Origin of the sequence: Clostridium sp., from assembly GCF_051278035.1 — a bacterium.
Taxonomy (GTDB): Bacteria; Bacillota; Clostridia; order Clostridiales; family Clostridiaceae; genus Clostridium_AD.
In genome coordinates, this window is the sequence record NZ_JBNMNU010000035.1 from 17,386 (window position 1) to 30,399 (window position 13,014).

Here is a 13,014-nt window from a genome sequence, read left to right on the forward strand (position 1 = left end):
GTTTTTAAATGTTAGATGTTAGCTTGCTGTTCAAAATAGGGGCAACTGGTATTCTAATTATTATTATTGATAAGATTTTGAAAAGTGGTGGTAAGGATGATATTGCTGTAGTTGCAAATTTAGCTGGAGTAATAATAATTCTTATGATGGTGATAAGTTTAGTAAATAAATTATTTACTTCTGTAAAAACACTGTTTCAGTTTTAGGCCATGAGGGGGTAATAATTGTTACCACTTATTGAAAGAACTGATGCAGCTAAGGAGGTTATTATGGAAATGATTAAAGTTGTTGCATTTGCTTTTACGGCACTCTTTATTGTGCTTATATTTAAGGGCAGAAGGGATGATTTAGCTATTCAGGTTAGCATTGCAGCAGGAATACTAATTTTCTTATTTATGGTAAACAAGCTTACAGTAATCATGAGTTTTTTGCAAACATTATCAAATAAAGCAAATATAGATGTTGTTTATTTAAATACAGTATTTAAAATACTGGGGATTGCCTATCTAGCTTCGTTTTGCAGCGAAATTTGTAGGGATGCTGGTGAGAATAGTCTCGCAGGTAAGGTGGAGTTCGCTGGAAAAATATTTATATTAGTTCTGGCAATACCTATATTAATGGCAGTAATGCAATCTATTCTAAAAATAATGTAGAGGTATAATATGAAAAAAATATTAGTGTTTATATTGTTATTATTACTTTGTTTACCTATTAGTGTACAAGCTACTGAAATAGGTGAACTGGGAGAAATAGGACAGATAGAAGAAAGTGAAATAAGTAATTTATATGATTATATTACAAAGATAAAAACTGAAAATGAAATGCTAAACGATATGGACCCAGGAACTTTTGTAAAAGGATTTTTGAAAACAGGTGAAAATGGTCTTAGCTTCAAAAGTTTATCTAATTATGTGATAAGATTCGCATTTAAAGAAGTTCTTGCATCAATGCAACTAATTGGAAGCCTTATGATTATTGCTATTGTATGTGCGCTTCTGCATAATCTTCAAAGTGCCTTCAATAATGAAAATTTATCTAGCATCGCTTATTTTGCATGTTACGGTGTAATGATAGTGCTGATAACTAAAAGCTTTTATGTAGTAGTAGAGCTGACTAGAGTCACAATTTATAGTATGACAGATTTTATGGTAGCCCTTATGCCGGTGCTCATGATGCTACTTGCTAGCGTGGGAGGATTTGCTGAGGCAACACTACTTGATCCCGTAATAATTGGGTTCGCAACTATTAGCTCTAGAATTTATGTGGATATTATTATTCCTATAATATTTATGAGTTTTGTACTACAATTTGTAAATAATATATCTGGTGACTATAAAATAAATAATTTGACAAAACTCTTAAAGCAAATTGCTATTTGGATACAGTTAATGGTGCTTACGATATTTATTGGCGTAATTACATTAAGGAGTATAGCAGCTTCAACAATAGATCAAGTTACTATAAAAACAGCGAAATTCGCTGTGGATAATTTTATACCTGTAGTCGGCAAAGCACTATCTGATGCTATCTCTACAGTAGCTGGATACTCACTTCTTCTAAAGAATGCCATAAGTGGTCTTGGACTAGTTATTATTTTAATAATAGTATTGTTTCCTATTATTAAACTCCTAATTATGGCTTTTTTATATAAAATCGCAGCCGCATTAATAGAACCAATAAGTGACAAACGTACTGTAGAGTGTATAAATTCAGTAGGAGATTCTATTTTACTTTTAATGTCTTGCGTAATATCAGTAAGTATAATGTTTTTTATAATGATTGCTATAGTGGCCTCAACTGGAAGAAGTATAATGGGATAAATTAAATTTACGCTCCACTGTAGTCTTTAACTTTTTTATAAAGGGGGTGGTGAAAATTTGATAGAAGTACTAAAAGTATGGGTAACTAATATAACTATTGCTGTGTTTTTTATTACTGCAGTGGAGATGATTTTACCAGACAATAATATGAAAAAATATGCTAAATTTGTGTTAGGACTCATGTTAATTGTGGTTATAATAAATCCTGTAATAAAGATTTTTGATAAAAACTTTGATTTATATTCATATTCAAATAAGGCAGTAAGTTATATGGAGAGTAGTACTTCTGCTACAGACATTAAAAAATACAAAGACATTAACATAATAAAGACATCAGATAATTTCAAGAATAATTTAGAAAAGGAATGCATTATAGATTTGCAAGAGGCTTTCCCAGAAAACAAGTACAATGCTGATATAGAAATTATGTATGATGATAAAATTTCACAATTTAATATTAATAAAGTAGAAATTGGGATTGTAGAGGGCGGAGTTAGAAATATTAGTGAAATTAAAATAGATACTAAGAGCGTTAATGCATCTAAAAGAAATATTTTAGAAGGGGAGGAAGGGGATAAAATAAAGAGCAGATTAAGTAGTAAATTTCAAATATCAAAGGATGTTATTACTGTTTATAAATTAGAATCATAAACCAATAATTATAAGCTTAAATATATTAAAAATTAGAAAGAGGGGATTTCTATGAATGGTGACAATTTGCTTAGTAAATTTACTGAGTATATTAGAACAAAATTAATTAGTGGAAATGACAACAAAAACAGTAGTGGTAAAAAATCTGATAAAATGCTGGCAAACTTGGTTCTATTAATTTTAGTAGCAGTTGTAATAGTTTTAGCCAGTAGCTTTTTTAAGTCACAACGTTCAATTACAACTGCTATTGATGAAACACAAGTAGATAAAATTTCCAGCGAAGACAATTCGCTTCCATTAACGGATTATGAATCGAAATTAGAAATGAAGCTTAAATCTACGCTTGAAGGAATCCAGGGGGTTGGAAAGGTAGAACTGATGATCTATTTTGAAAGTGGCGAAGAAGCTGTTCCTGCAATAAATATTAATGACTCTAAAAGTGATACGGTAGAAAATGATACTGGAGGAGGGAAAAGGAACATCACACAAGAAAACAGTGGAAGAACAGTGGTAATGTCTAATAATGGGAATGAAAATTTACCGCTAATTGTAAAAACTTACAAGCCTACTATTACAGGTGTTTGCGTAGTGGCGGAAGGTTCAAATGAGAAAGTTACGGAACTTAGGATTAGACAGGCGGTAATTAACTTATTTAATTTGCCTGAAAAGAAAGTTAATGTATATCCTATGAATAATTAGCATATAATTTCTTAGAAAGGTAGATGGGGGGAAAAATATTATGAATAAAAAACAATCAGGTATAATTTTAACGTTGGTAGTACTTATAGTGTTCGCGGGGTATCTTGCAACAAAGGTGAATGGACCGTTATATGTAAATGATAAGGACTTTACAAATGAGAAGACTGCAATATCATTAAAAGAAACAAAGGGTTCTTCAACGTTCTTCGAGGAAGCTAAATTATCAAAAGTTGCAGTAGCTAACAGAACTCTTCAAGAAATTAAAGGTTTAATAGATGATGAAAATACTCCAGAAGCACAAAAAACAAAGGCGGCAGATGAGTACTTAAGTCTATCCTTAGCTTCTCAGAATGAATCAGACATAGAACTTGCACTTAAAGCTGAAGGGTATGAAGAATCATTATGCAGTATAAATGCTGATTTAGTGGAAATACTAGTAAAAACTGACAAAACAGAACTATCTAAGGAAGAGCTCCGTAAGATTCAAGATGTTGTTATGAGTAAGGTTAAATTAGAAAAGATTGAAATTAAGATCCAAGAATAGCATTTGTAAATCTAATATTTATCTGATATAATAACAGAAGTGTTATCATGTTTTACCTAAGCTAAATAAGGGGGTACTAATATGGAAGATAAAATAATAAATGAAACTGAAATAGGTATTGTTAAAATATCCGAGGATGTTGTTAGTGTCATTGCAGGACTCGCTGTTGCTGAAATACAGGGGATAGTTGGAATGAGTGCTAGTCTTGTTGGTGGTATAACTCAAATATTAAGTGGCAAGAAAAATCTATCTAAAGGTATTAAAGTCAATGTAGGTGAAGATAGTGCTGTAATTGATTTACACATTGTCGTTGAATATGGTGTTAAAATACCAGAAGTAACTGAAAAAGTACAGATAAATGTAAAAAAATCTGTAGAGCTTATGACAGGACTTGTAGTATCAGCCGTAAATGTTTATGTGCAAAATGTTGTATTACCTAAAACAGAAAATCTAGAGGAAATAGAAGCATAGTTATAAACACCCTCTGTAATCAGAGGGTGTTTCCACGTTAAATTTGATATTTATACCAGTGTGATATGGTAATAATATAATTAAGAAGAGCGAAAAATTAGGAGGATCACTAATGAATAGAAGAAAGTCTAGAGAGATAGCAATGAAATTACTTTTTGAAATGTCAATTAACAAAGAGAAGTATGAGGAGATAATTGAAAATTTCAAAGAAAGCACAGATGTTGATTTAAAAGATGTTGATATGGTTTATATCACAAAAGCCTTAGCGGGTGTTAATGAAAATAAAACTGAAATTGATAAAAATATAGAAAAGCACTTAATAAAGTGGAGACTTAATAGATTATCAAAAATGAATCTAGCTATTTTAAGAATTAGTACATATGAAATATTATTTGAGGAAGAAATACCTGGTAAAGTATCAGTTAATGAGGGTATAGAACTTGCCAAGAAATATGGTGAAGATAGTTCGCCTGCTTTTATAAATGGTATATTAGCAAAAATGATTTAGAAGCGCTATACTAAATAAAATAAAATGGATACTAAAAAATAACTAGTCAACACTGACTAGCTATTTTATTATATAAAAGAGGAATTTTAAGATTATGTTAGAATTTTTATATTAACTAATATTTTTAAAGAAGGAGTTGATAATATGGGCATTAAAGTTAATGGAAAGATAATAGTTGAAAAATACAGAAATGAAATTAAGTCCATTATAGATGAGGGTACAAAAAGCGGAGGTCGGGCGCCTTCAATTAAGACCATTTTAGTTGGTGAGGATGGTGGGTCACTGTCATATGTAAAAAGTCAGAACAATCTATGTAATAAACTCGGAATTTCTTATACTTGTATTAAGTTAGATAGTGAAACTAATGAAAAAAGGGTTATAGATATTATAGAAGAATTAAATATTGATAATAGTGTGGATGGTATAATACTTCAATTGCCATTACCAAAAAAGTTTAATGAAAAAGAAATTACTTCGAAAATTTCATATAAAAAGGATGTTGATGGATTAACTGATAAGAATATGGGTAGATTTTATAAGGGAGAGAATTGTTTTATTCCTTGTACTGCTTTAGGTGTTATTGAAATGATTAAAAGTACTGGATGTATTATTAAAGGTAAACATGCTGTTGTTATAGGTAGAAGCAATATTGTAGGGAAACCAGCAGCACAATTATTACTTAATGAGGATGCAACAGTAACTATATGTCACTCTAAAACATTAAATTTAAAGGAGATTTGTAAAAGTGCAGATATTTTAGTTGCAGCAATAGGTAGACCAGGTTTTGTTACAAATGACTTTATTAAAGAAGGAGCTGTTGTTATAGACGTTGGCACTTCGATGGTAAATAATAAAATAACTGGGGATGTATGTTTTGATGAGGTTATCGATACTGCAAGCTATGTTACCCCTGTACCCGGTGGAACGGGAGTAATGACTACCACAATGCTTATTAGAAATGTATGCGAATCGTGGAGGGATAATGTTTATTAAAGTATTAACTGTAACTGCTCTTAATGGATATATTAAAAAAGTAATAGATAGCGACTTTATTTTAAATAATACCAATGTTAAAGGGGAGTTATCTAACGTAAAATTGCATTCTAGTGGACATATATACTTTTCACTAAAAGATGAATTTGGAAAGATTAATTGTGTGATGTTTAAAACGCAAGCATATAAACTCAAAATCACACCAAGGGATGGTATGAATGTTATTATAAGAGGTAAAGTATCTGTTTATGAACGTGGAGGAGCATATCAGGTTTATTGCGACTCAATGGAAGCAGATGGAGAAGGGCAGTTATATCTAGCTTTTCAAAATCTGAAAGAAAAGTTAGAAAAGCAGGGGTTATTTGATAATGTTCACAAAAAAAACATACCTTTGTTTCCAAATCGAATAGGGGTAATTACATCAGAGACAGGAGCTGCAGTTAAAGATATAATTAACGTGGCTACTAGGCGCAATAAGAAAATTAGCATGCTAGTATACCCAGCGTTAGTTCAGGGAGTAAATGCCAGCGCTGATATTATACGAGGAGTAAAATATTTTAATGAAATAAAAAATGTTGAATTAATCATTATTGCAAGAGGGGGAGGCTCCATAGAAGAATTATGGGCGTTCAACGAAGAAATTTTAGCGAATGCAATCTATAATTCTAAAATACCAATAATTACTGGAGTTGGCCATGAAACGGATTTCACCATAGCGGATTTTGTGAGTGACTATAGAGCACCAACTCCATCAGCGGCTGCAGAAATTGCTGTGAAGAATTTAAACGAGTTAAATAATGAGGTTAAAGGATTTAGAGATTTACTCTTAAGACGAATGGAACAAAAGGTTACAAATGAATATAATAAAGTTAATTTAATGAGTAAAACACTAAAAATAAATAACCCACTAAACTATATAGTTAACCAATATATTCAAATAGATAATCTAAAAGAAACATTGAATTATAAACTTAATGCCAAAATCTCAATGGAAAAGCAGAAGCTTTCTAAATTTAATGCTCTTCTAAATGCACATAACCCACTGAATATACTTAATAAGGGATATGCAGTACTTAAAAACAATGAAAATGCGATTATCAGTGAAATAGGTGTGCTTAAAAACATGAAAGAGGTAAAAATTTCATTGAAAGATGGTAGTGCTTCGTTTAATATAAATAATTTGGAGGAATTTTAATGGCAAAGAAAAAAGAATCTTATGAAACCATGATGGAAAGGCTTGAGGTAATAGTTGACCTTATGGAGGTAAATGAAATTACATTAGAAGAGACTATGTCAAGTTATGAAGAAGGCATAAAAATTTGTAACAATTTATATAAAATTTTAAATGATACAGAGGGTAAGATAAAAATATTGACGGCCCAAGGTGAAAGTGATTTTATGGCGAAAGAGGATGTAGTTAAATAAAAACCTATAGTGAAAAGAAGGGATAAAATGGATAAAATATTGCTCAAATATGAAGTAGAACAGTGGATAAGTGATTATTTTGAGGGTAAGCCAGAAATTGATAAGAGGAATTTTGAGGCAATGACTTATAGTATAAAGGTTGGTGGGAAAAGAGTTAGACCTATTTTAATGCTCCTTACATATGCTATGTACAAGAATAATTATAAAGAAATTTTACCTTTTGCAGGGGCGCTTGAAATGATTCATACATACTCTCTTATTCATGATGACCTGCCTTCTATGGATAACGATGATTTGCGCCGTGGAAAGCCTACAAATCATAAAATTTACGGTGAGGCAATAGCCATCCTTGCAGGAGACGGACTTTTAAATGAGGCTATGATAATAATGCTAAATCAGTGTTTAGATGGGACTTTAAATAAAATTGTGGCAAGTAGCCTTGTAGCTAAAGCTTCTGGTGCTCAGGGCATGATTGCTGGACAAATATGTGATATTTTGAGTGAAGGCACCGCAATATCGGAGGAAGAACTCTTATATATGCATAGAAATAAAACAGGTCAATTAATAAAAGCTGGAATATTATGTGGTGCTGTTTTAGGAAATGCTGGTGAAAAAGATTTAGTGGATTTAAAAGAATATGGTGACAAATTAGGTTTAGCTTTTCAAATAAAGGATGATATATTAGATGTAATTGGAGATGTTGATATTTTAGGCAAAAATGTGAAAGCAGATGAGTGTAATAATAAAACAACTTTTATAACTATGTATGGTTTAGGTAAATGCAAATCAAAATGTAACGAATTAACACAGGAGTGCTTTGGAATTCTAAAGAAACTTAAAGTGAATACGATATATTTAGAAGAAATGACTGAATTTTTATTGAAGAGAAATTATTAGTATTTACATAATAACCGTCTTAATAAGCTGTTCTATATTATTCATTAATAGAGAATAGTTTTTGAATTAAATATTATTATATGATATAATATGCCCATAATTATGGGTAAGATAAATTTAATAATAAAAGAGGATAGATATATATGAGTAAAATTATAGATGATTTTAATGATATAAATGCAGTGAAAGATATGTCCATACAACAACTGAATATATTTGCAGGTGAGATTAGAAGCTTCTTAATTGAAAAAGTATCTAAAACTGGTGGTCATTTAGCTTCTAACCTAGGAGTTGTAGAGTTAACGCTAAGTTTGTACAATGTTTTTGATCTTGACACGGATAAGATAATATGGGATGTAGGGCATCAATCATATGTGCATAAAATTCTTACAGGAAGAAAAGATAAATTTGATACACTTAAAAATTACGGTGGACTCAGCGGTTTTCCTAAAAGAGATGAAAATAAATATGATGTATTTGGAGCAGGACATAGTAGTACATCTATTTCAGCAGGGGTAGGTATGGCAAGAGCTAGAGACTTAAAAGGAGAAGACTATGATGTTATTTCAGTAATAGGTGATGGTGCTCTTACTGGTGGCATGGCTTTTGAGGCACTAAATGATATAGGATTTAAGAAAACTAAAATGATTATAGTGCTTAATGATAATCAAATGTCTATATCTAAAAATGTTGGAGGATTGTCTAAATATTTGAATTCAATTAGAATTGATCCAACCTACAATAGGATAAAAAAGGAAATAAACCAAACTTTAATAAAGATTCCCTCCCTTGGAAAAGGCATGGTTAATTCAATTCAAAAATTTAAGGATGGAATTAAGCAGGCTCTTGTACCAGGGATGCTTTTTGAGCATATGGGTATAAAGTATTTAGGACCTATTGACGGTCATGATATTAAAGAAGTAAGTAAGATTTTAAAGTTAGCGAGAGTAACAGATGGACCGGTTATTATTCATGTTATAACTAAGAAGGGCAAAGGTTATAAATTTGCTGAAAAAGAGCCACACAAGTTTCATGGACCGGGACCATTTGATCCCTTAACTGGCGAGCTACTTGGAGGTTCCAAGGAAAGCTACTCTAAGGCATTTGGTGAGCAGATGGTAAAGCTAGCCACGGATAATAAAAATATAGTAGCAATAACAGCTGCAATGCGTGAAGGTACAGGTCTGGAAGCCTTTTCGAAAAAATTTAGTAATAGATTCTTTGATGTAGGAATTGCTGAACAACATGCGGTTACTATGGCTGCAGGAATGGCAACGCAAGGTATAAAACCTGTTTTTGCAGTTTATTCAACTTTTCTTCAGAGGGCATATGACCAACTTGTACACGATGTATGTCTTCAGAAATTACCTGTTATTTTTGCTATAGATAGAGCTGGAATAGTTGGTAAAGATGGAGAAACGCACCAAGGTGTATTTGATTTATCATATTTATCACATATTCCTAATATGACAATTATGGCACCTAAATGTATAAGTGAATTAAAGTCTATGTTAACCTTTGCAGTAAGACAAGAGTATCCCATTGCTATAAGATATCCAAGGGGCGGGGATAATCAAAATGTCAAAATGACTTGTATTGAAAACATTGAGAGAGGAAAGTGGGAGAAACTATTTGAAGGCGGCAAAATAGCACTTATAGCTACAGGTAAAATGGTTCAAAACGCAATATTAGTAAGAGAAAAATTAGGTGAACTTGGAGTAGAAGCTACTGTAATTAATGCTTGTTTTGTTAAACCAATTGATAAAAAACTAATATTTGCACTGGTGGAAAAAGAATATTCAATTGTAACTATAGAGGATAACCTAATACATGGAGGTCTTGGTTCTTTAGTATTAGAATATGTAAGTACCTTGGAGGGGAAAACAAAAATCATGAATTTAGGATTTAAAGATGAGTTTATTACTCATGGAGCAGTGGATACGCTTTATAAATTACATAAGCTAGATGTGGATGGACTTTTTGAAAGTATTTTAAAGTTAGTTTAAAAAAGCCACTTTAGTGGATTGTTGAGGAGTTTTTTATGTTGGAAAACAAAGAAAGATTAGATGTGCTTGTAGTTAAAAAAGGGATTTTATTTTCTAGAACAAGGGCTAAAGAAAATATAATTTCTGGAAATATATTTGTGGATGGTATTAGAACTACTAAATATGGTAAAAAAATAGAGTTATCCTGTAATATTGAATTCAAAGGAGAAGATTTTCCTTATGTAAGTAGGGGGGGATTAAAGCTTGAAAAGGCTATAAAATCCTTCAACATAGACCTTGAAGCTAAAACATGCCTTGATATAGGGGCCTCTACAGGTGGATTTACTGACTGCATGCTATCTTATGGAGCGCGAAAGGTGTATTCTATAGATGTTGGAACAAATCAGCTAGCGGATAAACTGATAGCAGACAGTCGGGTAGTGTCAATGGAAAATACAAACATAAGATATTTAGAATTAGGAGATGTAGGTGAGCTCTGTGACTTTGCAAGCATCGATGTGTCTTTTATATCCATCCAAAAAATTATTCCGAATATACTAAACCTATTAAAAGTTGATGGCTGTGTTGTAGCACTGTTAAAGCCACAATTTGAAGTAGGGGTAGGGGTTGTTAATAAAAAAGGTGTGGTTAAAAAGCAAGGTGAGCATGTGGAGGTAATAATTAGAGTTTTAAATCATTTGAAATTTGTTGATGTAAGAGTTATTAATGTCAATTATTCATCCATAAAAGGACCAAATGGAAACATTGAATACCTAATTTATTTTACAAAATCTAAAGAAAACAATTACAATTATATTGAGGACGATATAAAGCTATTAGTTAGTAAAGCTCACGGTGATTTAAATTAGGTGGTAGGGGAAATCTTACGTAGAGAATGGCAAGGAGGAAATATGAAAAAAATTGGCATTAATATAAATACTACTAAAGATATAGATGGAACAATAACTAAATATGTAAATGATGTAATCTGCAAGTACATAGATGAAACAAGTATATTTATATTTAAAGATTCCATTGGCCTTAAAAATATTAAATATAAGGATTTAGATATTATTATTGCTTTAGGTGGAGATGGAACTATTTTAGGGACATCACATAATCTAAACAATTTTAGTATACCAATTTTAGGAGTTAATATTGGGAATTTAGGATACCTTTCAAGTGTGGAGCTACATGAATTTGAAAATGCTATGAAAAGTCTTTTTGAAGATGATTATTATGTGGAAGATAGAATGATGCTTAATTGTACATTTCCATTAAAGGGGGAAACAGAAGTATATACTGCTTTAAATGATATAGTTGTATCGAAGGGAACACTTGCGAGAGTTGTTAAACATGAAATCTACATAGATGATAAATTTTATACCAATTTTAAAGGTGATGGACTTATAATAGCAACCCCAACAGGTTCTACAGCATATTCACTTTCCGCAGGTGGACCTATAATTCACCCTAATCTAGATGTTATAGCAGTAACACCAATTTGTCCATTATCGTTATCTATGAGGACTATAATACTCGGCAGTGAAAGTAAAATATCTATAACTATAAAAAGTGACTATGAAAGCATATTTTTGACGCTAGATGGACAACGCGCGATAAAATTAAATGCTTATGAGCAAATATTAGTTAGTGTTTCAAATAAAAAATGTAGATTAGTTAAATTTAATGATTATGATTATTTCCATATACTAAGGAAGAAAATAATTTCTAGGGCTATAGATTGCGAAGGAGAGAAAAATGAAGATTTCACGGCATGTAAAAATAATTGAAATTATTCAGGCTAAAGACATTGAAACTCAGGAGCAATTAGCAGAAGAATTGAAAAATAATGGATTCGATATTACTCAGGCAACAGTATCTAGAGACATAAAGGAACTTAAATTAATTAAGGTTATGAATGCATATGGAACCCATAAGTATGCTACTATTTCACCAACTGATACTTTCTTATCAAATAAATTAGTTAATATTTTTTCTCAAACAGTTATTTGTGTTGATTACGTAGACAAATTTGTAGTTTTAAAAACTATATCAGGAGCTGCATCAGCTGCAGCCGAGGCGTTAGATACTCTTAAGTTTAATGGTATTGCAGGAACTATAGCCGGAGATAATACTATTTTTATTTTAGTTAGAACAGAGGAAGATAGAGAATTGTTACTTCAAAAAATTAAAAAAATGATAAGTGAATAGGAGGGATTATTATGCTCCTACAATTAAATATTATGAATTTTGCTCTAATTGAAAAACTTAGTATTAATTTTGAAGGGGGATTTAATGTGCTTTCTGGTGAAACAGGAGCTGGTAAATCAATTTTAATTGATGCTATAAATTATGTATTAGGTGGAAAATTCAACAAGAACTTAATTAGGACAGGGGAAAATAAAACTTATGTTGAGGCTATATTTTCTATAGACAATAAAAACAATGAAAATGTTTTTAATGAAATGGAAATTGATTATGAGGACACAATATTTATAAGTAGGGAGACTTTTCAATCAGGAAAAAGTATTGCTAAAGTTAATGGCAAATCATTTTTACTTTCAAAGGTTAAGTATATTAGTAAGACTTTACTAGATATTCATGGTCAACGTGATAATTTTAATTTATTAGATAAAGCTAATCATATATCTTACCTGGACTCTTTTGGATTCGATGAAATTAACAAAGTTTATATGGTGTATAATGAAAAATACATAAGAATGACTATTATAAAGAATAGAATAAGTAAACTCTTAGGCAACGAAGGAGATCGTGAAAAAAGAATAGATTTTTTAAAATATCAAATAGAAGAGATTAAAAGCGCTAATCTTAAAATTGATGAAGACAAGGAACTCCTAGAAAAGTGTGCAATTATCACAAATTCAGAAAAACTAGAAAAGCATTTATCAAAAAGTTACAATGTCTTATATACTAGTGATGAAGAAAATGTTTCTGTTTTTGACAATTTGGCTATCGCTATTAAGGAACTCAGAACTATAGAAAATCACATGGAAAAAA

General features: G+C 31.0%; 17 protein-coding genes. All 17 read left to right on the top strand.

The window, feature by feature from the left end; translation table 11 throughout:
• Nucleotides 1-8 precede the first annotated feature (8 nt).
• The gene (gene spoIIIAC, locus ACJAX4_RS07350; RefSeq protein ID WP_435788806.1) at nt 9-206 is read left to right on the top strand and encodes a stage III sporulation protein AC; all 198 of its coding nucleotides are present in this window, start codon (nt 9-11) and stop codon (nt 204-206) included.
• 63 nt (nt 207-269) lie between these two features.
• Nucleotides 270-653, top strand: a complete 384-nt coding sequence (gene spoIIIAD, locus ACJAX4_RS07355; protein ID WP_435788821.1) for a stage III sporulation protein AD — start codon at nt 270-272, stop codon at nt 651-653.
• Nucleotides 654-662: 9 nt separating this feature from the next.
• Nucleotides 663-1,820 carry a stage III sporulation protein AE gene (spoIIIAE, locus tag ACJAX4_RS07360; protein ID WP_435788807.1) on the top strand — a complete coding sequence of 386 codons (1,158 nt, stop codon included), beginning with the start codon at nt 663-665 and terminating at the stop codon, nt 1,818-1,820.
• 57 nt (nt 1,821-1,877) lie between these two features.
• Nucleotides 1,878-2,471, top strand: a complete 594-nt coding sequence (gene spoIIIAF, locus ACJAX4_RS07365) for a stage III sporulation protein AF (protein ID WP_435788808.1) — start codon at nt 1,878-1,880, stop codon at nt 2,469-2,471.
• Nucleotides 2,472-2,624: 153 nt separating this feature from the next.
• The gene (gene spoIIIAG, locus ACJAX4_RS07370) at nt 2,625-3,170 is read left to right on the top strand and encodes a stage III sporulation protein AG (RefSeq protein ID WP_435788822.1); all 546 of its coding nucleotides are present in this window, start codon (nt 2,625-2,627) and stop codon (nt 3,168-3,170) included.
• Nucleotides 3,171-3,210: 40 nt separating this feature from the next.
• Nucleotides 3,211-3,714: a SpoIIIAH-like family protein gene (locus ACJAX4_RS07375; RefSeq protein ID WP_435788809.1), complete on the top strand. Its 504-nt coding sequence runs from the start codon at nt 3,211-3,213 to the stop codon at nt 3,712-3,714.
• 81 nt (nt 3,715-3,795) lie between these two features.
• Nucleotides 3,796-4,185 (top strand): Asp23/Gls24 family envelope stress response protein, encoded by a 390-nt coding sequence (locus ACJAX4_RS07380; RefSeq protein ID WP_435788810.1) that lies wholly within the window; start codon nt 3,796-3,798, stop codon nt 4,183-4,185.
• A 112-nt stretch (nt 4,186-4,297) separates the two neighbouring features.
• Nucleotides 4,298-4,693: a transcription antitermination factor NusB gene (nusB, locus tag ACJAX4_RS07385; protein ID WP_435788811.1), complete on the top strand. Its 396-nt coding sequence runs from the start codon at nt 4,298-4,300 to the stop codon at nt 4,691-4,693.
• A gap of 144 nt (nt 4,694-4,837) precedes the next feature.
• Entirely contained in the window at nt 4,838-5,686 is an 849-nt protein-coding gene (locus ACJAX4_RS07390; protein ID WP_435788812.1) for a bifunctional 5,10-methylenetetrahydrofolate dehydrogenase/5,10-methenyltetrahydrofolate cyclohydrolase, read from the top strand.
• A complete protein-coding gene (gene xseA, locus ACJAX4_RS07395; protein ID WP_435788813.1) occupies nt 5,676-6,881 on the top strand; it encodes an exodeoxyribonuclease VII large subunit in 1,206 nt (401 codons plus the stop codon). Before ACJAX4_RS07390 ends, xseA begins: the two co-directional genes overlap by 11 nt.
• On the top strand, nt 6,881-7,111 hold the full coding sequence (locus ACJAX4_RS07400) for an exodeoxyribonuclease VII small subunit (protein WP_435788814.1): 231 nt from the start codon (nt 6,881-6,883) through the stop codon (nt 7,109-7,111). The genes xseA and ACJAX4_RS07400 overlap by 1 nt, the downstream gene beginning before the upstream one ends.
• A 27-nt stretch (nt 7,112-7,138) precedes the next feature.
• On the top strand, nt 7,139-8,008 hold the full coding sequence (locus ACJAX4_RS07405; RefSeq protein WP_435788815.1) for a polyprenyl synthetase family protein: 870 nt from the start codon (nt 7,139-7,141) through the stop codon (nt 8,006-8,008).
• A 143-nt stretch (nt 8,009-8,151) separates the two neighbouring features.
• Nucleotides 8,152-10,014: a 1-deoxy-D-xylulose-5-phosphate synthase gene (gene dxs / locus ACJAX4_RS07410; protein WP_435788816.1), complete on the top strand. Its 1,863-nt coding sequence runs from the start codon at nt 8,152-8,154 to the stop codon at nt 10,012-10,014.
• Between the two features lie 35 nt (nt 10,015-10,049).
• Nucleotides 10,050-10,862 (top strand): TlyA family RNA methyltransferase, encoded by an 813-nt coding sequence (locus ACJAX4_RS07415; RefSeq protein ID WP_435788817.1) that lies wholly within the window; start codon nt 10,050-10,052, stop codon nt 10,860-10,862.
• Nucleotides 10,863-10,904: 42 nt separating this feature from the next.
• On the top strand, nt 10,905-11,786 hold the full coding sequence (locus tag ACJAX4_RS07420; protein ID WP_435788818.1) for an NAD(+)/NADH kinase: 882 nt from the start codon (nt 10,905-10,907) through the stop codon (nt 11,784-11,786).
• Nucleotides 11,755-12,207, top strand: coding sequence for an arginine repressor (locus ACJAX4_RS07425; protein ID WP_435788819.1), 453 nt, complete (start codon nt 11,755-11,757; stop codon nt 12,205-12,207). Before ACJAX4_RS07420 ends, ACJAX4_RS07425 begins: the two co-directional genes overlap by 32 nt.
• Nucleotides 12,208-12,218: 11 nt before the next feature.
• Nucleotides 12,219-13,014: AAA family ATPase (locus ACJAX4_RS07430; protein ID WP_435788820.1), on the top strand; the 796-nt coding region annotated here is incomplete at its 3' end.